Source organism: Streptomyces sp. NPDC007872, from assembly GCF_042868165.1.
In the GTDB taxonomy this organism is placed as follows: domain Bacteria; phylum Actinomycetota; class Actinomycetes; order Streptomycetales; family Streptomycetaceae; genus Streptomyces.
Window position 1 is genome coordinate 822,830 of record NZ_JBIAEA010000002.1, and the last position, 20,685, is coordinate 843,514.

The window sequence follows — 20,685 nt, forward strand, 5'->3', positions numbered from 1 at the left end:
GCCCGTCGCCAGGCCGCCGGACGGGGGCACCGCACCCCCCTCCGGAACCCCGGACTCCACCCCTTCGGGGAGTCGGACGGCGCGTTGGGCACCCTCCCCGCGCGACCCCAAATAGCGTCCAGTAGGGTTTGGTCCGCATAAACATCCAAACCCCTGCCCGCGGCACGGGGCGGCGACCGACCAGCGAGACGGACGGCCGTGGCCGACCAACGCGGGCCGAGACTCTCGGGAAGGCGCTACGTGAGTCCCAACGGCTCCGACCGCTCGTCGCGGCGCCCGATGCGGCGGAAGCTGCCGCAGGTGCTGACTGCGGGCCTGATCCTGGCGACAGCCACCGGCTGCTCGTACAACTGGGAAGACTTCCCCCGCCTTGGTATGCCCACCCCCGTCACGGAGGAGGCTCCTCGGATCCTCTCCCTGTGGCAGGGCTCCTGGGCCGCTGCCCTCGTCACCGGTGTACTGGTGTGGGGCCTGATCCTGTGGTCGGTCATCTTCCACCGGCGCACCCGCACCAAGGTCGAGGTACCTCCGCAGACCCGTTACAACATGCCCATCGAGGCGCTGTACACGGTCACCCCCCTCATCATCGTCTCGGTGCTCTTCTACTTCACCGCGCGCGACGAGTCGAAGCTCCTCGAGCTCTCCGACAAGCCCGCCCACACCGTCAACGTGGTCGGCTACCAGTGGAGCTGGGGCTTCAACTACGTCGAGGACGTGCCCGGTGTGAAGGGCGACGCCAAGACGGACAAGAACCTCGCCGCGATTCCGGACAAGTTCATCGACGACTTCCCGGCGAACGCCGGCGGCGTCTACGACGCCGGCATCCCCGGTGACCGGAACCCGCAGACCGGCAACCCGGGCCCGACCCTGTGGCTGCCCCTGGGCGAGAAGGTCCGGTTCGTCCTGACCTCCCGCGACGTCATCCACTCCTTCTGGGTGGTCCCCTTCCTCATGAAGCAGGACGTCATCCCGGGTCACACCAACTCCTTCGAGGTGACCCCGACGCGTGAGGGCACCTTCCTCGGCAAGTGCGCCGAGCTGTGCGGCGTCGACCACTCCCGGATGCTCTTCAACGTCAAGGTGGTCTCCCCGGAGCGCTACCAGCAGCACCTGAAGGAGCTGGCCGAGAAGGGGCAGACCGGCTACATCCCGTCTGGCATCGAGCAGACGGACCCGGCCAGGAATGCGGAGAAGAACACACTGTGAGCATCCACAACGAAACCCAGGGTGCCGCCGCCGTCGAGGGCTCGTACGAGAACGAGCTGCCCGTACGGCGCAAGCAGCCCGGCAATGTCGTGGTGAAGTGGCTGACCACCACCGACCACAAGACGATCGGGACGATGTACCTGGTCACGTCGTTCGCCTTCTTCTGCATCGGCGGCCTCATGGCGCTCTTCATGCGCGCCGAGCTGGCCCGTCCGGGTACGCAGATCATGTCGAACGAGCAGTTCAACCAGGCGTTCACGATGCACGGCACGATCATGCTGCTGATGTTCGCGACGCCGCTGTTCGCCGGATTCGCCAACTGGATCATGCCGCTGCAGATCGGCGCGCCCGACGTGGCGTTCCCGCGGCTGAACATGTTCGCCTACTGGCTGTACCTCTTCGGCTCGATCATCGCGGTGGCCGGCTTCCTCACCCCGCAGGGTGCGGCCGACTTCGGCTGGTTCGCCTACTCCCCGCTGTCGGACGCCGTCCGCTCGCCGGGCGTCGGCGCCGACATGTGGATCATGGGTCTGGCCTTCTCCGGCTTCGGCACGATCCTCGGCTCGGTCAACTTCATCACCACGATCATCTGCATGCGCGCCCCGGGCATGACGATGTTCCGCATGCCGATCTTCACCTGGAACGTGCTGCTGACCGGTGTCCTGGTCCTGCTCGCCTTCCCGGTCCTGGCGGCCGCGCTGTTCGCCCTGGAGGCGGACCGCAAGTTCGGTGCCCACGTCTTCGACGCGGCCAACGGCGGAGCCCTGCTCTGGCAACACCTCTTCTGGTTCTTCGGACACCCAGAGGTGTACATCATCGCCCTGCCGTTCTTCGGCATCGTCTCCGAGATCATCCCGGTCTTCAGCCGCAAGCCGATGTTCGGCTACATCGGCCTGGTGGCCGCGACGATCGCGATCGCCGGTCTGTCCGTGACCGTGTGGGCCCACCACATGTACGTCACCGGCGGCGTGCTCCTCCCGTTCTTCTCCTTCATGACGTTCCTCATCGCCGTACCGACCGGCGTGAAGTTCTTCAACTGGATCGGAACGATGTGGAAGGGCTCGCTGTCCTTCGAGACGCCGATGCTGTGGACGATCGGCTTCCTGATCACCTTCACCTTCGGTGGTCTGACCGGCGTCATCCTGGCCTCGCCGCCGATGGACTTCCACGTCTCCGACTCGTACTTCGTCGTGGCGCACTTCCACTACGTGGTCTTCGGCACTGTCGTCTTCGCGATGTTCGCCGGCTTCCACTTCTGGTGGCCGAAGTTCACCGGCAAGATGCTGGACGAGCGGCTCGGCAAGATGACGTTCTGGACGCTGTTCATCGGCTTCCACGGCACCTTCCTGGTGCAGCACTGGCTCGGTGCCGAGGGCATGCCGCGTCGTTACGCGGACTACCTGAACGCCGACGGCTTCACCGCCCTGAACACGATCTCGACGATCTCCTCCTTCCTGCTCGGCCTGTCGATCCTGCCGTTCTTCTACAACGTCTGGAAGACCGCCAAGTACGGCAAGAAGATCGAGGTCGACGACCCGTGGGGCTACGGCCGTTCGCTCGAATGGGCGACGTCCTGCCCGCCGCCGCGGCACAACTTCCTCACGCTGCCGCGCATCCGCTCGGAATCCCCGGCGTTCGACCTGCACCACCCCGAGATCGCCGCTCTCGACCAGCTCGAGAACAAGCCGCACGAGGCCGAGGCCCTCTCGGGCAGCAAGGAGGCCGGCAAGTGAAGATCCAGGGCAAGATGTTCATCTGGCTGAGCGTCTTCATCCTTGCCATGGCGATCCTGTACGGCGTCTGGTCCAAGGAGCCGGTCGGCACGACGGCGCTCTTCCTGGCCTTCGGCCTGGCCATCATGATCGGCTACTACCTGGCCTTCACGGCCAAGCGGGTCGACGCCATGGCGCAGGACGACAAGGAGGCCGACGTCGCGGACGAGGCCGGTGAGCTGGGCTTCTTCGCCCCGCACAGTTGGCAGCCGCTCTCGCTCGGCATCGGCGGCGCGCTCGCCTTCCTGGGCGTCGCGATGGGCTGGTGGATCCTGTACTTCTCCGCCCCGCTGGTCCTCGTCGGCCTGTTCGGCTGGGTCTTCGAGTTCTACCGCGGCGAGAACCAGAACCAGTAGCGGCACCCCGCTCCGCACCGGAGCGCACCGAGGGGCCCGGGCACTTCGTCACCGAAGTGCCCGGGCCCCTCTTTTGCAGCACTCGGCGCGCCCCCTCCGAGGATTGTTCTTACGGTGAGGTCATGAACGACACGCCGCGCATTCGGACTGTTCTGAGCTGCACCCTGTTGGCCGTGACCGTCACCGCGGGCGCCACCGCGTGCTCCGGATCGGACGACCGCCCGCTGACGGTGAAGGCGTACGACGCGGCGGACCAGCTCGCCGTCGGCCTCCCCGCCGACGGGGCCAAGGCGGACCCCGAGAAGCCCCTGGAGATCAACGCCAAGGGCGACGAGGGCCGGATCACCGACGTCACCGCCGTCGACGCCGCCGGGCGCCACCTGGCCGGCGAGCTCACCGCGGACGGACGGCGCTGGCGCTCCACGGCCACCCTGGCGGCCGGCGCCCGCTACACGGTCCGGGTGGCCACGGAGGACGGGGACGGCGCTCCCGGCGCCCGTACGTTCACGTTCGAGACGGCCCCGGCGAAGCGGGCCCTGACCGCGACCTTCGGGCCGGAGGCGGGCACGTACGGCGTCGGACAGCCGATCACCGCCGACCTCAGCCTCCCCGTCAAGGACCGGGCCTCCCGCGCGGTCGTCGAGCGGGCCCTCAAGGTCCGCTCCACCCCCGCCGTCGAGGGCGCCTGGTACTGGGTGGACGACAAGAAGCTGCACTTCCGCCCGAAGGAGTACTGGCCCGCCGGCGCGCGTGTCACGGTCAGCGGCAACCTGGACGGCCTCAAGGTCGGCGACAAGCTCTACGGCGGCGAGTCCAAGCCGCTGGAGCTCACCATCGGCGACCGGATCGAGGCCGTCGCGGACGCCGGGACGCACCAGATGACGGTGAAGCGCAACGGAGAAGTGATCAACACCATTCCGGTGACCACCGGCAAGCCCGGCTTCGACACCCGCAACGGCGTCAAGGTGGTGCTCGGCAAGGAGTACTACGTCCGGATGCGGGGCACCACCGTGGGCATCGCGGAGGGCAGCTCCGAGTCGTACGACCTGCCCGTGTACTACGCCACCCGGGTGACCTGGAGCGGCGAGTACGTGCACGCCGCGCCCTGGTCGGTCGGCTCGCAGGGCGTGGCGAACGTCAGCCACGGCTGCGTCGGCATGTCGATGGACAACGCGGCCTGGTTCTTCAAGACCGTCCGGGCCGGCGACATCGTGCAGACCGTCAACAGCGACGGCGACACGATGGAGCGCTTCGGCAACGGCTTCGGCGACTGGAACCTGACCTGGGACAAGTGGCGCGAGGGCAGCGCCCTGGCGGAGGCCGCCGGCGAACCGGTGGTCTCCACCGAACAGGCCCGCCTGCGGCCCTCCCTCTGACCGGCTCCGGGGCCGCTACCCGCTCACGCGCCGATCGAGAGGCGGGAGCGCAGCAGGGAGGCCAGGGACGCCGCGAACTCGACCGGTTCCACCGGAAGGGTGACCGCGGCGTCCGCCCGGCTCCAGGTGGCCAGCCAGGCGTCCTGCGGGCGCCCGATGAGCAGCAGCACCGGCGGGCACCGGAAGACCTCGTCCTTGATCTGCCGGCAGACCCCCATGCCGCCGGCCGGCACGGCCTCGCCGTCCAGGACGCAGACGTCGACGCCGCCCTCGTCCAGGCGCTTCAGGACCGCGGGCAGTGTGGCGCACTCCACGAACTCGACCGGGGGAACGTCGGCCGCGGGCCTGCGTCCGGCCGCGAGCCGCACCTGCGCGCGCGTGTTCGCGTCGTCGCTGTAGACCAGGACCGTGGCACTCGACTGCATCGTTCCTCCGTGGGGAAGTCCGTGGGAAGGTCGTCGTCCGACGCGGCGGATGCTACTCCGGTCCACAGCCCGTCAACACCCGTTCAACACCTGTTCGAAGGGTCCCCCGGGGGCTCCGCGCTGGGCCGTTCGGGCTGGACACACCCCCCTGACACTCCGAACGGCACCCCCCGGAGTGAGGGCGGGATAAGCGACCGACATAATGTCGGTCGTGGCGACAGTAACGACAGTAGAAACAGGGCACGCACACCCGTCGGTCAATCGACCGAACCTCACCAGCGTCGGAACCATCATCTGGTTGAGCTCCGAGCTGATGTTCTTCGCGGCCCTCTTCGCGATGTACTTCACCCTGCGATCGGTGACGGGTGCCGACTTCTGGGCGGAAAAGGCCTCGGCCCTGAACTTCCCGTTCTCGGCCACCAACACCACGATCCTGGTGCTCTCCTCCCTCACCTGCCAGCTCGGCGTCTTCGCCGCGGAGCGGGGCGACGTGAAGAAGCTCCGGACGTGGTTCATCATCACGTTCGTGATGGGTGCGATCTTCATCGGCGGCCAGGTCTTCGAGTACACCGAGCTGGTCAAGAAGGACGGGCTCTCCCTGTCCTCGGACCCCTACGGCTCGGTGTTCTACCTGACCACCGGCTTCCACGGCCTGCACGTGACGGGCGGTCTCATCGCCTTCCTGCTGGTCCTCGGCCGGACGTACGCCGCCAAGAGGTTCACCCACGAGCAGGCAACCGCCGCCATCGTCGTGTCCTACTACTGGCACTTCGTCGATGTCGTCTGGATCGGCCTCTTCGCCACGATCTACATGATCAAGTAATCGGTCCCGCCGACCCGGCGGACCGAGACATCCAGCAAGCATCGACGCAGAAGATCCTGACACCGGGGTAATCCGTGAAAAAGCTCTCCGCACGACGACGCCATCCGCTGGCGGCGGTCGTCGTCCTACTTCTCGCGCTGGCGGCCACGGGGGGGCTGTACGCCGCGTTCGCGCCCGCGGGCACGGCGAAGGCCGACGAGACCGCCCAGTCCCTCGCCATCGAGGAGGGGAAGAAGCTCTACTCCGTCGGCTGCGCAAGCTGCCACGGAACCGGCGGTCAGGGCACCTCTGACGGCCCGTCCCTCGTCGGCGTGGGTTCGGCCGCCGTGGACTTCCAGGTCGGCACGGGCCGCATGCCGGCCCAGCAGCCGGGCGCCCAGGTCCCGAAGAAGAAGAACATCTACTCGCAGGCCGAGATCGACCAGCTCGCCGCGTACGTGGCCTCCCTCGGTGCCGGTCCGATCACGCCGACCGGGAAGCAGTACGACCCCGCGGGCGCCGACGCCGCCCGGGGTGGCGAGCTGTTCCGCACCAACTGTGCCCAGTGCCACAACTTCACCGGTGAGGGTGGCGCGCTGACCCACGGCAAGTACGCCCCGAGCCTCGAAGGCGTGAGCCCGAAGCACCTCTACGAGGCCATGCAGACCGGCCCGCAGAACATGCCCTCCTTCCCGGACACGACCATGCCGGAGAAGGAGAAGAAGGACATCATCGCGTACGTCCAGGCCGTCAACAGCGAGAAGGCCGACAGCCCGGGCGGTCTCTCGCTCGGTGGCCTCGGCCCGGTCTCCGAAGGTCTGTTCGGCTGGATCTTCGGCCTGGGTACGTTGATCGCAGTTGCCATCTGGGTCGCGGCCCACACCGCTAAGGCCAAGAAGTCATGAGTAGCCAAGAGATTCCAGAAGAGAACCTGCCGGCAGTGCAGGACACCGCGCACGGCGCGGTGAAGGTCGCCGACGACCCGTTCGCCGACCCGGGGCTCCCGCCCCACAAGCCCCGCATCCAGGACATCGACGAGCGGGCCGCCCGCCGGTCCGAGCGCGCGGTCGCCTTCATGTTCACGCTGTCGATGCTGGCCACCGTCGGCTTCATCGCCTCGTACGTGATCTTCCCGGTCGACAAGATCGTGTACATCTGGCCCTTCGGCCGGGTGTCCGCGCTCAACTTCTCCCTGGGCCTGACCCTCGGCGCGGCCCTCTTCTTCATCGGCGCGGGCGCGGTCCACTGGGCCCGCACCCTGATGTCCGACGTCGAGGTCGCCGACGAGCGTCACCCGATCGAGGCGTCGCCCGAGGTCAAGGCGAAGGTCATGGCGGACTTCGCGGCCGGTGCCGCCGAGTCCGGCATGGGCCGCCGCAAGCTCATCCGCAACACGATGTTCGGCGCGCTGGCGCTCGTACCGCTCTCCGGCATCGTCCTGCTGCGCGACATGGGCCCGCTGCCCGAGAAGAAGCTCCGGGCCACGATGTGGGCCAAGGGGCTCCAGCTCATCAACATGAACACGCACGAGCCGCTGCGTCCCGAGGACGTCGCGGTCGGTTCGCTGACCTTCGCGATGCCCGAGGGCCTCTCGGAGCACGACCACGACTTCCAGACCCAGATCGCCAAGGCCGCCCTGATGATCGTCCGGATCCAGCCGGAGGACATCAAGGACAAGCGCGAGCTCGAGTGGTCCCACGAGGGCATCGTCGCGTTCTCGAAGATCTGCACCCACGTGGGCTGCCCGATCTCCCTGTACGAGCAGCAGACGCACCACGTCCTCTGCCCGTGCCACCAGTCCACCTTCGACCTCTCCGACGGCGCCCGCGTCATCTTCGGCCCGGCCGGTCACCCGCTTCCGCAGTTGCGGATCGGCGTGAACGACAAGGGCTTCCTGGAGGCGCTCGGCGACTTCGACGAGCCCGTCGGTCCTGCCTTCTGGGAGCGCGGATGAGCACCGTGACCGATACGAAGAAGAAGGCGCCCGCCGGTGAGCGGGTCGCCGACTGGGCCGACGGCCGCCTGGGGATCTACACGCTGGCCAAGGCCAACATGCGGAAGATCTTCCCGGACCACTGGTCCTTCATGCTGGGCGAGGTCTGCCTCTACAGCTTCCTCATCATCATCCTGACGGGCGTCTACCTGACGCTGTTCTTCCACCCGTCGATGAACGAGGTGGAGTACGCGGGCCCGTACGTCCCGCTCCAGGGACAGCTCATGTCCGAGGCGTTCAACTCGACCATGCACATCTCGTTCGAGGTGCGCGGCGGTCTGCTGATCCGGCAGATCCACCACTGGGCGGCGCTGATCTTCCTCGCCGGCATGTTCGTGCACATGATGCGCGTGTTCTTCACCGGCGCGTTCCGCAAGCCGCGTGAGATCAACTGGCTGTTCGGCTTCCTGCTGTTCTTCCTGGGCATGTTCACCGGCTTCACCGGTTACTCGCTCCCGGACGACCTGCTCTCCGGCACCGGTGTCCGCTTCATGCAGGGCGCGATCCTGTCCGTGCCGGTCATCGGCACGTACCTCTCGATGTTCCTGTTCGGAGGGGAGTTCCCCGGCGGCGACTTCGTGGCCCGGTTCTACTCGGCGCACGTGCTGCTGCTGCCCGGCATCATGCTGGGCCTGGTGGTCGCCCACCTCATCCTGGTGTTCGTCCACAAGCACACGCAGTTCGAGGGCCCCGGCCGCACGAACAAGAACGTCGTCGGCATGCCGCTGCTGCCCGTGTACATGGCGAAGGCCGGAGGCTTCTTCTTCCTGGTCTTCGGCGTCATCGCGGTCATCGCGGCGATCGCCTCGATCAACCCGATCTGGGCGCTCGGCCCGTACCGTCCGGACCAGGTGTCCACCGGCGCCCAGCCCGACTGGTACATGGGCTTCGCCGAGGGCCTGATCCGCGTCATGCCGGGCTGGGAGATCAACCTCTGGGGCCACACCCTGGTCCTGGGCGTGATGATCCCGCTGGCGATCTTCCCGGCGGTCCTCGCCGCGATCGCGGTCTACCCGTTCATCGAGTCCTGGATCACCGGCGACAAGCGCGAGCACCACATCGCGCAGCGCCCGCGCAACGCTCCGACGCGCACCGCCTTCGGCGTCGCCTGGATCACCGCGTACATGATCATGCTCGTGGGTGGTGGAAACGACCTCTGGGCGACCCACTTCCACCTGTCGCTGAACTCGATCACCTGGTTCGTGCGGATCTTCTTCTTCGCCGGTCCGGTCATCGCCTTCATCGTCACCAAGCGGATCTGCCTCGGCCTCCAGCGCCGGGACAGGGACAAGGTGCTGCACGGCCGCGAGTCGGGCATCATCAAGCGCCTGCCGCACGGCGAGTTCGTCGAGGTCCACGAGCCGCTCAGCCAGGGCGAGCTGCACCGCCTCACGGCGCACGAGCAGTACGAGCCCGCCGCGCTGCCGCCGGCCGTCGACGAGAACGGCGTCGAGCGGAAGGTCGGCCGCCTGGAGAAGCTGCGGGTCAAGCTCAACAAGGGCTACTACGGCGAGGACAGCCAGATCGCCAAGCCCACCGTCGAGGAGTACAAGGAGATCCAGAGCGGCCACGGCCACCACTGATCACCCGACCCTCCCGGCTTTCCGGAAGTCGCCACGGCGAGAGCCCCGTCCATTCGATGGACGGGGCTCTTCGCCGTCCCCGGGGGTCGATAGGGTGGGCCCGTATCCGTACGTGACCGACGCCCAGGAGCTGCCATGAGCGCTGCGATCCCCGCTGGAGGACCTACCACGGCGGGCCGCTCCTGGCCCGTCGTCCTGGACGGCCTGCTGTCCGGCCGCGACCAGAGCGCCGAGGACACCGCCTGGGCCATGGACCGCATCCTGCGGGGCGAGGCCACCGACGCGCAGATCGCCGGCTTCGCGGTCGCCCTGCGCGCCAAGGGCGAGACCGTCGAGGAGATCGCCGGCCTCGTCCGGACGATGTACGAGCACGCCAACACGATCGAGGTGCCCGGCCCCTCCGTCGACATCGTCGGCACCGGCGGCGACGGCGCCAAGACCGTCAACATCTCCACCATGTCGGCGATCGTGGTCGCCGGCACCGGCGCCAAGGTCGTCAAGCACGGCAACCGGGCGGCCTCCTCCGCCTCCGGCGCCTCCGACGTCCTGGAGAAGCTCGGCGTCAACCTGGAGCTGACCCCGCGGCGGGTCGCGGAGGTCGCCGAGGAGGCGGGCATCACCTTCTGCTTCGCGGTGAAGTTCCACCCGGCGCTGCGGCACGTCGCCGCGGCCCGCAAGGAGCTGGGCATCCGGACCACCTTCAACTTCCTCGGTCCGCTCACCAACCCGGCCCGCGTCCGGGCCCAGGCGACCGGCGTCGCCGACGCCCGGATGGCCCCGATCATGGCCGGGGTGCTCGCCGAGCGCGGCTCCTCCGCCCTGGTCTTCCGCGGCGACGACGGGCTCGACGAGCTGACCACCACGGCCACCTCGCGGGTCTGGGTGGTCCGGGACGGCGCGGTGCGGGAGGAGGCCTTCGACCCCCGGGACGCCGGCATCGACCTCGTGCCCGTGGAGGCGCTGCGCGGCGCGGACGCCTCGTACAACGCCGACGTGGCCCGCCGGCTGCTCGCGGGGGAGACCGGCCCGGTGCGCGACGCGGTGCTCCTCAACTCGGCGGCGGCCCTCACGGCCCTCGCCCCGGGCGACGGCACCCTGGTGGAGCAGATCCGCGCCGGCGTCGACCGGGCCGCCGAGGCGATCGACTCCGGCGCCGCCCGCCGGGCCCTGGAGCGGTGGATCGCCGTCAGCAACGCGTAGTGTTCCGGCCATTGGCCGTACGACCCCGGTCCAGCATGCGGACCGGGGTCTTGCGCGACGGCGATCATGTGGCAGGATGCTCTTCAGGTCACGAGTGACAGCGTTTTGGCCCCGGCTTGCTGTCCGGCAACCCTCCGTCCGTGGCGGGGTGCCCCGGGTGATGACCAGGCCGTAGGCAGCGAGGTCTACGGCAAGCGCGGACCCCTCGAACACCAGGGGTCCTGGTCTCTCGAGGAGCTTTTTCCGTGAGCAAGCGAATGCGATAGGGCGAGTCCGCCCCTTCTTCACCCTCGGATCAGGGTCCCTTCCGCGTACCCCCACGTCTTCCGAGGCCTCACCCGTACCCCGCCGCGTCCGGCCGCGTACGGGATCCACCGAAGCCATTCCGCACCGCCCGCCGGGAGATACCGCCATGTCCGCACGCCCGAACGCCGCCGCCACCGCCGTCACCACCGTCGTCGCCGAGGCCGTCGAGACCGCCACCGAGTCCGCCGACCCCTGCTGCGCCGCCCCGCTGCCCGTCCTCGGCCGGGACGTGACCGTCCCGCTCGTCACCGGCGGCGAGGTGACCTACGCGGCGCTCGACTACGCGGCCAGCGCCCCGGCCCTCCAGCGGGTCTGGGACGACGTCGCCGCGTACGCCCCGTACTACGGCAGCGTCCACCGCGGCGCCGGCTACCTCTCCCAGCTCTCCACCGACCTCTTCGAGAACAGCCGCGCCACCGTCGCCGAGTTCCTCGACTGCCGCCCCGGCGACCAGGTCGTCTTCACCCGCTCCACCACCGACTCGCTCAACCTGCTCGCCGCCGCGGTCCCGGCGGACTGCCAGGTCTTCGTCTTCGAGACCGAGCACCACGCCTCGCTGCTGCCGTGGGGGTCCCCCCACGCCCCTGGGCGTGGGGGGAGCGACGCCCGGGTCACCTATCTCGACGCGCCCCGGACGCCGGCCCGTGCCGTCGAGATCCTGGAGCGGGCGCTGGCGGCCCGCGACCCCCACGGCCCCGCCCTGGTCTGCGTCACCGGCGCCTCCAACGTCACCGGCGAGCTGTGGCCGGTGAAGGAGCTGGCCGCCGCCGCGCACGCCCACGGCGCCCGGATCGTGCTCGACGCCGCCCAGCTCGCGCCCCACCACCCGGTCTCCGTGACCGAGCTCGACGTGGACTGGGTCGCCTTCTCCGGGCACAAGCTGTACGCGCCCTTCGGCTCCGGCGTCCTCGCGGGCCGCGCCGACTGGCTCCAGGATTCCCAGCCCTACCTCGCGGGCGGCGGCGCCTCCCGCAAGGTGGCGCGTCGGGCCGACGGTGGTGTGGACGTGGAGTGGCACACCACCGCGGCCCGGCACGAGGCCGGTTCCCCGAACGTCATCGGGGTCTACTCGATCGCCTCCGCCTGCAAGGCCCTCACCGAGGCCGGCTTCGACGCCCTCGTCGCCCGCGAGGACCACCTGATCGCCACGGTCCGCGCGGGCCTGGCCGAGGTCCCCGAGGTCCGGGTGCTCTCGCTCTTCGGCGACGACGCCCCCCGCGTCGGCGTCATCTCCTTCGTCGTGGAGGGCTGGAACAGCTCCCACTTCGCCGCCGCGCTCTCCGCCGAGTACGGCATCGGCGTCCGCGACGGCCTCTTCTGCGCCCACCCGCTGGTCCGCACCCTGCTCGGCAGCGACCCGCAGGACCCGGGCGAGTGCGGCGCCCCCGAGGCGGCCCCCGGCGAGCGGTCGCTCAACGCCATCCGGGTGAGCTTCGGCGCCGGTACGCCCGACGAGCACGTGGAGCGGTTCGTCGGCGCCGTGAAGGAGCTCGTCCGGAACGGCGCCCAGTGGAAGTACCGCACCGAGGACGGCCGCTGCGTTCCCGACCGCGGCTGATCGCTCACTCGTACGGGTGAAGGGGCCTCCCGACCGGGAGGCCCCTTCGCCGTTTCCGTGCGCGCGGAGCCTCAGGACTCCAGACCGATGGCGAAGGCCGCCTCCAGGTCGTGCTGCGAGTACGTGCGGAACGCGACGTGCGTGTCCGTGGCCTCGACGCCCGGGATCTTGCTGATGCTGCCGGGGATCACGTCCGCGAGGTCGTCGTGGCGCGGCACCCGGACCATGGCGATCAGGTCGTACGTACCGGTCACCGAGAAGACCTCGCTGACGCTGTCGAGCGCCGCGATCGACTCGGCGATCTCGGGGATGCGGTCCACGCTGGTCTTGATGAGCACGATCGCGGTGATCACGGCTGGCTTTCTCCCTCGGTCGCCGCGGCTGGGGCTTTCACTCTATCCCCACCCCGGTAGCGCACCCAGGCGTAGAGGAAGCCGATCGCGAAGCCCACCACGTGGGCCAGATAGGCGACGCCGGGCCCCGCGCCCGCCGCCCGCGCGGCCATCCACTGGAGCGTGAACCAGAAGACGAGCACGATCCAGGCGGGGAAGCGCAGCGGCAGGAAGAAGAGGAAGGGGAAGAGGCTGGTGACCCGGGAGCGCGGGAAGAGGAAGAGGAAGGCCCCGAGCACCCCGGAGATCGCCCCCGACGCCCCGACGAGGGTCTGCTCGCTGTGGGCGTGCGCCGCCGCGTACCCGGCGAGGGCGAGGTAGCCCGTGCCCAGGTAGAAGAGGGCGTACGCGAACCGGCCCATGCGCTCCTCGGCCATCGCGCCGAAGACGTACAGGAAGAGCATGTTCCCCAGGAGGTGGAGCCAGCTCCCGTGGACGAAGAGCGCGGTGAGGGGGGTGAGCAGGGCGCGCGGTTCGCCGCCCATCAGCTCGGCGGGGACGACCCCCCAGCGGCGGAAGTACGAGCCCTGGGCCGCCAGGAGCGCGTCCCCCGTGCCGTACACCGGGTTCAGTCCGGAGACCGGGCCGAACAGGAAGAGGAGGCAGCAGGCGGCGATCAGGCCGTACGTCACCGCGGGCCCGCCGCGGACGCCCCGCCAGGCGCCCGTCACCGCGCTTCGCCAATCGATCACGGACCGATCATGGCGCACCCGGGACGAAGGGGACAGAGCGCCTCGCCGTGCCGCCGCCGGGCCGTGAGGCCGTAGGGTTGCGGGCAGTACGACCGCAGTTCGACGGCGCACCGCGGCTCCCGCACCTGAGTACCACGCAACAGGAAGAAGGACGGCTCGATGACGACGGTTCCCCTGCCGACCGCCGAGACCCGCTGGCGCTGCACGCTCTGCGGCAACCTCACCCGCTTCGACGTGACCCGCTCGTCCAAGGTCGTGGAGTACGTCCATCTGGACCTCGCCGGGGAGCCGACGGTCGAGGAGCGGCAGGTGGTCAGTGAGACCATCGAGTCGGTCCGCTGCCGCTGGTGCAACGCGGTGGACCAGATCGAACTGGTGGACAGGCCGGGCGCCGCCTCCTGAGGGACGGCGCGGACGACATAGGGGTGACGGATCGTGGAGCAGCCCGCGCACGGTGGAGAGCCGGCCGGCGCGGCAGGTGACGCTGCCGAGACGCTCGACCACCCACTGCCGGAAGGCGTACGGCGGCGGGTCGTCGCGCTGGTCGCGGACGCCTTCGGCGGGCTGACCGTCGCGGAGCTGCCCGCGCCCCTGCGGCAGTACGCCCGGTTCACCGCGAGCCGGCGGGCCAAGTTCGCCGGCAACGCGATGGCCGCCGCCCTGGAGAGCGACCCGCTCTTCCGGCAGCGGATCGGCGAGCGGCTCAAGCAGGGCCAGCCCGAGCTGGCCGGAGCCGTGGAGGGCGGCACCCCGCCCGCGGCCGCCGACCCCGTCGACGTGGCGGCGGCCGCCTACGTGCTGCGTCCGCCCGGCTGGGTCAAGCTGGTCGCCGCCGCCGGCGAGGAGGCCCTGCGGGTCGACGCCGAGCGGGCCTACGAGGCCGGCCGGCGCGAACTGGAGCGGCTGCGCGAGGAGCTCGCCGCCGCCCGGGACCGTTCCAGGGGCGAGACCGAGCAGTTGCGGCACGACCTCGACGCGGCCCGCAGGGAGGCCGAGTCGCTCCACCGCAAGCTGCGCAGCGCGCAGAGCGACGTGAAGCGGGGCGAGGCCGCGCTGCGCAGGGCCCGGGGCGAGATCGAGGCCGCGCGGGCGGAGGCGGCGGCCCAGGTGTCGGCGGCCGAGAGCGAGGGCCGGCGGCTGCGGGCCCGGCTCGGCGAGGTCGAGGCGGCCCTGGAGGCCAGCCGCAGGACCGCCCGCGAGGGGCGTTCGGTGGAGGACATGCGGCTGCGGCTGCTGCTCGACACGGTGCTCGACGCGGCCCAGGGGCTGCGCCGCGAACTCGCGCTGCCGCCCGTCTCGACGCATCCGGCGGACACCGTGGACGCGGTGGAGCCGGGGCGGATGTCGCCGAAGGACATCGCGGCGCGGGCGCTCTCCGAGACCGACCCGGCGCTGCTCGACCAGCTCCTGTCGCTGCCGCAGACGCACCTGGTCGTCGACGGCTACAACGTCACCAAGACCGGCTATCCGACGATGCCCCTGGAGAAGCAGCGGCTGCGGCTGCTCGGCGGGCTCTCGGCCCTCGCGGCCCGCTCGGGCGCCGAGGTCACCTGCGTCTTCGACGGGGCGGAGCTGGCGGCCCCGGTGCTCCTCGCGCCGCCGCGCGGGGTGCGGGTGCTGTTCTCCAAGCCGGGTGTCACGGCCGACGAGTTGATCCGGCAGCTCGTGCGGGCGGAGCCGCCGGGGCGGCCGGTCGTGGTGGTCTCCACGGACCGCGAGGTGGCCGACGGGGTGGCGAAGGCGGGGGCGCGGCCGGTCGCGTCCGTCTTGTTGCTGAAGCGGCTTTCGCGGCTCTCGTAACGCCTCGCAACTCCTGGCCCTTATGCCCGGATTGTGGACGGCGGACCGTCAACCGCCCCTCACTGCCCGTGCGATGTATGTAAATAATGTGGTGTGCGAGCGAGATTTTCTCCGGTGGGATTTGAATGATCACAACTCGGTCACTAGGGTCAGGGCTCGAACCTTCGCGCGGTTGATCACCCATCCGGGGTGACGGCGGAGGAACCGCCTGCCCCTGACCGGCCGGGCGGCTCGAGGAAGAAGGAGATCGCCTTCGTGGCGTCCCACCGTCGACCCAAGCAGCCGAGCCGCGCCCGTGTGACCGTGCTCACCGTGACCGCGGCCGCGGCCGTCGCCCTCACCGCCCAGTCCGGCGCCCAGGCGGCCCCCGCCAAGCCCAAGATCGACGAGGTCAAGTCGAAGGTCGACGCGCTGCACCACGAGGCCGAGGAGGCCACGGAGCAGTACAACCAGGCCGACGAGCGCCGGGGCAAGCTCCAGAAGGAGATCGGCGAGCTCCAGGACAAGGTGGCCCGCGGTCAGCAGGAGCTCAACACCCTGCGCGACAAGATCGGTTCGGTCGCCAGCGCCCAGTACCGCTCCGGCGGCATCGACCCGGCCCTCCAGCTCTTCCTCTCCGGCGACCCGGACACCTACCTCGACAAGGCGTCCGCGATCGACCAGTTGAGCGCCCAGCAGGCCGACGTGCTCACCGCGATCCAGGCCAAGCAGCGCACCCTCTCCCAGCAGCGCGCCGAGGCCTCCGAGAAGCTCGGGGACCTGGAGTCCGTCCGCAAGTCCCTCGGCGACAAGAAGCGCAAGTACCAGGGCAAGCTGGCCGAGGCCCAGAAGCTCCTCAACACCCTCACCGCGGCCGAGAAGGCCCGGATCGCGGAGGAGGAGAGGGCGAAGGAGCAGCGCGCCAGCCGCGCCGCCGGCGAGCGGCTCGACCTGGGCAACGAGGCGCCCGCGAGCGGCCTCGGCGCCGCCGCGCTCAGCGCCGCCTCCACCCGCGTCGGCATGCCGTACGTCTCCGGCCACGAGGGCCCCTCCTCGTTCGACTGCTCCGGCCTCACCCAGTGGGCCTACGGCCAGGCGGGCGCCCGGCTCAGCCGCGTCACCTACACCCAGCAGAACGACGGCACCAAGATCGGCCGCAGCCAGCTCAAGCCGGGCGACCTGGTCTTCTTCAACAACCTGTCGCACGTGGGCCTGTACGCGGGCAACAACACCGTCCTGCACGCCCCCTACCCGGGCGCCAACGTCCGCTACGAGGCGATGGGTTACCTGGGCTCGTTCCAGTTCGGCGTCCGCATCGGAGGCTGACCCCGCGACCCGCCGCCGCATGCCGCCCGAACGGGTGGTTCACGGCGACGCACGCTGACCCGACGCCCCGCCGGTGACCTGTGTTCTCCGGCGGGGCGTCACTTTGTGTGCCCGGCGCCCTCGTTGGACGGAGAGTGATCAGCGGCTACTGTCTGCCGCGCCAGTCTGCGTCGAGCCGAACGGAGCGCGATCCGTGGCGTCCCACCGCCGACCCGCCCGGGTCACCGTCCTCACCGCCGCCGCCGCCGCGGCCACCGCGGCGGCGTCCCTCGGGGCCGTCCCCGCGAGCGCCGACCCCGGGGCCGCCCGGACCACGGTCGACCGCCTCTTCGAGGAGGCCGAGCGGGCCACGGAGAGCTACAACGAGGCGGACGAGAAGGCGGACGCGCTGCGCCGCACGGTCTCCCGGGCCCGGGACGGCCTCGCCCGCGGCCAGGAGCGCGTCAACCGCATGCGGGGCGTCCTCGGTTCGGTCGCCGGGGCCCAGTACCGCTCCGGCGGCATCGACCCCGCCCTCGCCCTGTTCCTCTCCTCCGACCCGGACAGCTACCTCGAACGCGCCTCCGCCCTCGACCGGCTCACCGCCCGCCAGGGCGCCGCGCTCGGCGAACTCCTGCGGGAGCAGCGCCGGCTCGGCCAGCAGCGGAGCGAGGCCCGCACGGTCCTGGCCGAGCTGGAGCGCAGCCGGACCGAGGTCGCCCGCCACAAGCGCACCGTCGAGCGGAAGCTCGCCGAGGCCCGCCGGGTGCTCGCCTCCCTCGCCGCCGAGGAGCGCGCCGACTTCGAGGAGCGCGCCTCCCGCACCGGGGGCCGCGAGGACGCCCGCACCGGCGGCGCCCCCGGCGGACCGGCCGGGGAGACGATGCCCGCCGCGGACGCCGGCCCGGTCTCCTCGCGGGTCGCCGCCGCCGTGGCCGCCGCCCGGGGCGCGGTCGGCAGGCCGTACGTGTGGGGGGCGACCGGCCCCTCCGCCTTCGACTGCTCCGGCCTGATGGTCTGGTCCTACCGCCAGGCCGGGATCAGCCTGCCGCGCACCTCCGCCGCCCAGCGGTACGCGGGCCGGCAGGTGCCGCTCTCGCAGGCGCGGCCGGGGGACCTCGTGACGTACCGCGGCGACGCCAGTCACGTGGCGATGTACGTCGGGAACGGACAGGTCATCCACGCCCCCTACCCGGGCGCCCGGGTCCGCTACGACCCGGTGAACATGATGTCGCACGTCACGGTCACCCGGGTCTGAGCCGGACCGCGCGGGCCCCCGCCCCGGAGGCCGCCCCCGCCGTCCGGACCGTACGATCGGAGGCGTGGCGGGTCAGGGATACGGAGCGCGACGGCCGGCGGTCTTCTGCCTGCTGGCCCTGCTGCTCGCCCTGACGGGCCTCGTCGGCTGCACGGAGACCGGGCCCGCCCGCGCGACCACGCGGGAGGTCCAGACGCTCCTCGACGAGCACGCCAGGGCCCTCCTCGCCCGCGACGAGCCCGGCTACCGGGCCGCCCTCGACCCCGCGTACGCGCCGGCCGCCCTCACCGTCTACCGGCGGCTCGCGGCGGTCCCGCTCGACGGTTGGTCGTACGAGGTCACCGGCGTCGAGCGCACCGCCCCCGACCGGGTCACCGCCCGCGTCGACCTCGGCTACCGGCTCAGGGGCCACGACCGGCGGCCCGTCACCGGCGCCCGCGTCCTGGACCTCACCGAGCGGGACGGACGCTGGTACGTGACCGGTGACCGACCCGCGCCGGGCGCGCCCCGGCAGTTGTGGGAGCAGGGCGACGTCACGGTCGTGCGGGGCGCCCACGCGCTGGTCCTGGGCGTCGGCCAGCAGCGGGCGCGGCTCCGGGAGATCGCGGCGGCGGCCGACCGGGCCGTCCCCGCCGTCGCCGCGGCCTGGCCCGAGGACTGGGCCCGCCGGGTGGTCGTCCTCGTCCCCGGCACCCTGGACGCCATGGGGGAGCTCCTCGGGGCGCCGGGGGACTCCTACCGGGGGATAGCGGCCGTCACCACGGGCGAGACCAGGGGCGGGGCGGACGCGCCCGCCGACCGGGTGATCGTCAACCCCGACGCGTACGGGGTCCTCGGCGACTTCGGCCGGCAGCTCGTCCTCACCCACGAGACCGTCCACGTCGCCACCCGCGCCCACACCACCCCGTCGACCCCGGTCTGGCTCTCCGAGGGCTTCGCGGACTGGGTGGCCTACCGGGACGCCGACCGCACCCCCGCGCAGGCCGCGCCCGAGCTGCGCCGTGCGGTCCGGGACGGCGAACCGCCCGTCCGGCTCCCGGAGGACGCCGACTTCGCCTTCGGCGGGGACGCGGAGGCCCTGGCACGGGCCTACGAGGGCGGCTGGCTGGCCTGCGAGCTCATCGCGGAGCGCCGGGGCGAGGAGGAGCTGACCGCGTTCTACCGCGCGGTGGGCGCGCACCCGGGCCGGGAGGGGGCGGTGGAGAACGCGCTCCACGACGTCCTGGACACCACCCCGGAGGAGTTCACCGAGGACTGGCGCGCGTACGTGAAGGAGCGGCTCGGCTAGGGCCTGTCCGGCGGATCAGGGTCGCGACCCCGGCCATGGTCCGCCGGACAGGCCCTGGGGGTCCGGCCGACGCTCAGCGGAGCGAGCCGGACAGGGTCTTCTCGCGGTCCGTTCCGGCCGGCTGCGCGGGGACGGTCGCGGCGGCGAGGCGCGGCTCCGTGACCGTCTGCCGCCACAGGATCCGGCAGGCGAGGACGGCGGCGGCGATCAGCAGGCCGTTGCGCGTGAAGAGGACCGCCATGCCCAGCGGATCGCTCCGCGTCACGTGCCAGAACCACACCGGGAACTCGAACTGCGTCACCGCCGTCGCCCAGACCACCAGGTGCGCGGGCCGCTCCATCCGGCTCGACCGGAAGGCCAGGCACACCGCCGCCAGACCGACCAGCCACAGCATGTACTGCGGGGAGAGCACCCGGCTCGTCAGCGTGAAGAGCAGCACCGCCACGAAGGCCGCGTCCGCCACCGTCGACGAGACGAACCGGCGCGCCCTGATCCGCCAGAGCAGCAGCCAGCCGAAGGCAGCGATCGTCACCGCCATCGCGGCTGTCGACACCGCCGGCACGTACGGGCCGAGGAACTCCACCGAGCCGTAGTTCATCCGCGCCTCGCCCTCCCAGCCGAAGTGCCGCAGCACGTGGAAGACGGTCGCGCCCAGCGACTCGACCTCGGTGCCCCGGTCCCGCTGGAAGGAGAGGAAGGACAGCGCCCCCGGCCTCCACAGCACGCAGAGCAGCAGCACCCCGGCCGCCGCGCCCGCCGCCGCCGACCAGGAGCGGAACGCCGCCCGCCCCTTCGGGGTGCCCACGAGCAGCAGCGCCGGCCACACCTTCAGGACCGCACCGAAACCGGCGAGCGCGCCGAGCACCCGCGGGCTCCGGCCGGCCGCGAGCAGCCCCGCCACCGCGACGGCGGTCACCATCACGTCGTACCGGGCGTACGCGGTCGGGCCGAGCAGCGCGACGCCCGCCAGCCAGATCCAGGCGCCCCGGGACGTCCGGCCCGCCCGGCGGCCCGTGTACAGGAGCAGCCCGAAGACCAGCGCGTCGCAGAGCAGGGCGAGGACGAAGAAGGCGGCCGCGTAGCCGAGGAACGGCAGCAGGTCGGGGGCGAGCATCACGAACGCCGCCGCCGGCGGGTACTGCCAGGTGACGTCGTCCAGCGGGTACGTGCCGTCCCGCAGCACCTCGTACCAGCCCCGGTAGATGTTCTCGACGTCGAACGCGATGTCCGGCCCCGGGACCTCCACGACGTCGAACACGCACAGCAGGAGGAGGATCCGGGTGAGGCCCCAGAGGCCGACGGGAAGCCACCGGCCCGTGCGCGACCCCTTCCCCACTGCGCCCGTCGTCACTGACTCGTCCTCGTCCGGTCGGCCCGCTCGCGCGGGGGAGTGG

General features: G+C 71.2%; 19 protein-coding genes and 1 riboswitch. Of the genes, 15 read left to right on the forward strand and 4 right to left on the reverse strand.

The window, feature by feature from the left end:
* Positions 1–240 precede the first annotated feature (240 nt).
* The 4 genes from coxB to ACFYNX_RS08885 all read left to right on the forward strand — a co-directional run bounded on the left by coxB (position 241) and on the right by ACFYNX_RS08885 (position 4,710).
* Positions 241–1,206 carry a cytochrome c oxidase subunit II gene (coxB, locus tag ACFYNX_RS08870; protein WP_365550760.1) on the forward strand — a complete coding sequence of 322 codons (966 nt, stop codon included), beginning with the start codon at positions 241–243 and terminating at the stop codon, positions 1,204–1,206.
* Complete coding sequence (gene ctaD / locus ACFYNX_RS08875) at positions 1,203–2,939, forward strand: cytochrome c oxidase subunit I (RefSeq protein WP_125658257.1); 1,737 nt, start codon at positions 1,203–1,205, stop codon at positions 2,937–2,939. Before coxB ends, ctaD begins: the two co-directional genes overlap by 4 nt.
* Positions 2,936–3,334 (forward strand): cytochrome c oxidase subunit 4, encoded by a 399-nt coding sequence (locus tag ACFYNX_RS08880; RefSeq protein WP_388659168.1) that lies wholly within the window; start codon positions 2,936–2,938, stop codon positions 3,332–3,334. Before ctaD ends, ACFYNX_RS08880 begins: the two co-directional genes overlap by 4 nt.
* Positions 3,335–3,456: 122 nt before the next feature.
* Entirely contained in the window at positions 3,457–4,710 is a 1,254-nt protein-coding gene (locus ACFYNX_RS08885) for an Ig-like domain-containing protein (protein WP_365550763.1), read from the forward strand.
* A gap of 23 nt (positions 4,711–4,733) precedes the next feature.
* Here ACFYNX_RS08885 and ACFYNX_RS08890 read toward each other — a convergent pair whose 3' ends face one another.
* Entirely contained in the window at positions 4,734–5,135 is a 402-nt protein-coding gene (locus ACFYNX_RS08890; protein ID WP_388659171.1) for a hypothetical protein, read from the reverse strand.
* Between the two features lie 202 nt (positions 5,136–5,337).
* On the opposite strand from ACFYNX_RS08890, the gene ACFYNX_RS08895 reads away from it, so the two are divergent.
* The 6 genes from ACFYNX_RS08895 to ACFYNX_RS08920 all read left to right on the forward strand — a co-directional run bounded on the left by ACFYNX_RS08895 (position 5,338) and on the right by ACFYNX_RS08920 (position 12,577).
* Positions 5,338–5,958, forward strand: coding sequence for a heme-copper oxidase subunit III (locus tag ACFYNX_RS08895; protein WP_365541103.1), 621 nt, complete (start codon positions 5,338–5,340; stop codon positions 5,956–5,958).
* Between the two features lie 74 nt (positions 5,959–6,032).
* Complete coding sequence (locus ACFYNX_RS08900) at positions 6,033–6,842, forward strand: c-type cytochrome (RefSeq protein ID WP_365541101.1); 810 nt, start codon at positions 6,033–6,035, stop codon at positions 6,840–6,842.
* The gene (locus ACFYNX_RS08905; protein ID WP_365541099.1) at positions 6,839–7,891 is read left to right on the forward strand and encodes a Rieske 2Fe-2S domain-containing protein; all 1,053 of its coding nucleotides are present in this window, start codon (positions 6,839–6,841) and stop codon (positions 7,889–7,891) included. The genes ACFYNX_RS08900 and ACFYNX_RS08905 overlap by 4 nt, the downstream gene beginning before the upstream one ends.
* Positions 7,888–9,513, forward strand: coding sequence for a cytochrome bc complex cytochrome b subunit (locus ACFYNX_RS08910; RefSeq protein ID WP_388659176.1), 1,626 nt, complete (start codon positions 7,888–7,890; stop codon positions 9,511–9,513). The genes ACFYNX_RS08905 and ACFYNX_RS08910 overlap by 4 nt, the downstream gene beginning before the upstream one ends.
* Positions 9,514–9,648: 135 nt before the next feature.
* The gene (gene trpD / locus ACFYNX_RS08915) at positions 9,649–10,713 is read left to right on the forward strand and encodes an anthranilate phosphoribosyltransferase (RefSeq protein WP_388659178.1); all 1,065 of its coding nucleotides are present in this window, start codon (positions 9,649–9,651) and stop codon (positions 10,711–10,713) included.
* An 86-nt stretch (positions 10,714–10,799) separates the two neighbouring features.
* A riboswitch (SAM riboswitch) is annotated at positions 10,800–10,916 on the forward strand.
* Positions 10,917–11,125: 209 nt separating this feature from the next.
* Entirely contained in the window at positions 11,126–12,577 is a 1,452-nt protein-coding gene (locus ACFYNX_RS08920) for an aminotransferase class V-fold PLP-dependent enzyme (RefSeq protein ID WP_388659181.1), read from the forward strand.
* Between the two features lie 71 nt (positions 12,578–12,648).
* Here ACFYNX_RS08920 and ACFYNX_RS08925 read toward each other — a convergent pair whose 3' ends face one another.
* Together ACFYNX_RS08925 and ACFYNX_RS08930 are read right to left on the reverse strand one after the other, a co-directional pair.
* On the reverse strand, positions 12,649–12,930 hold the full coding sequence (locus ACFYNX_RS08925; RefSeq protein ID WP_030205672.1) for an Lrp/AsnC family transcriptional regulator: 282 nt from the start codon (positions 12,928–12,930) through the stop codon (positions 12,649–12,651).
* A complete protein-coding gene (locus tag ACFYNX_RS08930; RefSeq protein ID WP_365541093.1) occupies positions 12,927–13,661 on the reverse strand; it encodes a rhomboid family intramembrane serine protease in 735 nt (244 codons plus the stop codon). The genes ACFYNX_RS08925 and ACFYNX_RS08930 overlap by 4 nt, the downstream gene beginning before the upstream one ends.
* Before the next feature lie 159 nt (positions 13,662–13,820).
* Here ACFYNX_RS08930 and ACFYNX_RS08935 point away from each other — a divergent pair, with 159 nt between their 5' ends.
* The 5 genes from ACFYNX_RS08935 (at position 13,821) to ACFYNX_RS08955 (ending at position 19,291) form a co-directional block, all read left to right on the forward strand.
* Positions 13,821–14,063 (forward strand): hypothetical protein, encoded by a 243-nt coding sequence (locus ACFYNX_RS08935; protein ID WP_015033005.1) that lies wholly within the window; start codon positions 13,821–13,823, stop codon positions 14,061–14,063.
* 33 nt (positions 14,064–14,096) lie between these two features.
* The gene (locus tag ACFYNX_RS08940; RefSeq protein WP_388659185.1) at positions 14,097–15,461 is read left to right on the forward strand and encodes an NYN domain-containing protein; all 1,365 of its coding nucleotides are present in this window, start codon (positions 14,097–14,099) and stop codon (positions 15,459–15,461) included.
* Between the two features lie 255 nt (positions 15,462–15,716).
* Positions 15,717–16,766, forward strand: coding sequence for an NlpC/P60 family protein (locus ACFYNX_RS08945; RefSeq protein ID WP_365541090.1), 1,050 nt, complete (start codon positions 15,717–15,719; stop codon positions 16,764–16,766).
* A 193-nt stretch (positions 16,767–16,959) separates the two neighbouring features.
* On the forward strand, positions 16,960–18,003 hold the full coding sequence (locus ACFYNX_RS08950) for an NlpC/P60 family protein (RefSeq protein ID WP_388659188.1): 1,044 nt from the start codon (positions 16,960–16,962) through the stop codon (positions 18,001–18,003).
* 64 nt (positions 18,004–18,067) lie between these two features.
* Positions 18,068–19,291 carry a hypothetical protein gene (locus ACFYNX_RS08955; protein WP_388659191.1) on the forward strand — a complete coding sequence of 408 codons (1,224 nt, stop codon included), beginning with the start codon at positions 18,068–18,070 and terminating at the stop codon, positions 19,289–19,291.
* A 73-nt stretch (positions 19,292–19,364) separates the two neighbouring features.
* Here the strand turns inward: ACFYNX_RS08955 and ACFYNX_RS08960 are convergent, their stop codons facing one another.
* Complete coding sequence (locus ACFYNX_RS08960) at positions 19,365–20,642, reverse strand: glycosyltransferase 87 family protein (RefSeq protein WP_388659193.1); 1,278 nt, start codon at positions 20,640–20,642, stop codon at positions 19,365–19,367.
* Positions 20,643–20,685 lie beyond the last annotated feature (43 nt).

What these genes read in the sequence shown, in the direction of transcription:
- ACFYNX_RS08885 (WP_365550763.1), top strand. Translation starts at nt 3,457, where the DNA reads ATGAACGACACGCCGCGCATTCGGACTGTTCTGAGCTGCACCCTGTTG.
- ACFYNX_RS08895 (WP_365541103.1), top strand. Translation starts at nt 5,338, where the DNA reads ATGTCGGTCGTGGCGACAGTAACGACAGTAGAAACAGGGCACGCACAC.
- ACFYNX_RS08905 (WP_365541099.1), top strand. Translation starts at nt 6,839, where the DNA reads ATGAGTAGCCAAGAGATTCCAGAAGAGAACCTGCCGGCAGTGCAGGAC.
- ACFYNX_RS08890 (WP_388659171.1), bottom strand. Translation starts at nt 5,135, where the DNA reads ATGCAGTCGAGTGCCACGGTCCTGGTCTACAGCGACGACGCGAACACG.
- ACFYNX_RS08920 (WP_388659181.1), top strand. Translation starts at nt 11,126, where the DNA reads ATGTCCGCACGCCCGAACGCCGCCGCCACCGCCGTCACCACCGTCGTC.
- ACFYNX_RS08935 (WP_015033005.1), top strand. Translation starts at nt 13,821, where the DNA reads ATGACGACGGTTCCCCTGCCGACCGCCGAGACCCGCTGGCGCTGCACG.
- ACFYNX_RS08910 (WP_388659176.1), top strand. Translation starts at nt 7,888, where the DNA reads ATGAGCACCGTGACCGATACGAAGAAGAAGGCGCCCGCCGGTGAGCGG.
- trpD (WP_388659178.1), top strand. Translation starts at nt 9,649, where the DNA reads ATGAGCGCTGCGATCCCCGCTGGAGGACCTACCACGGCGGGCCGCTCC.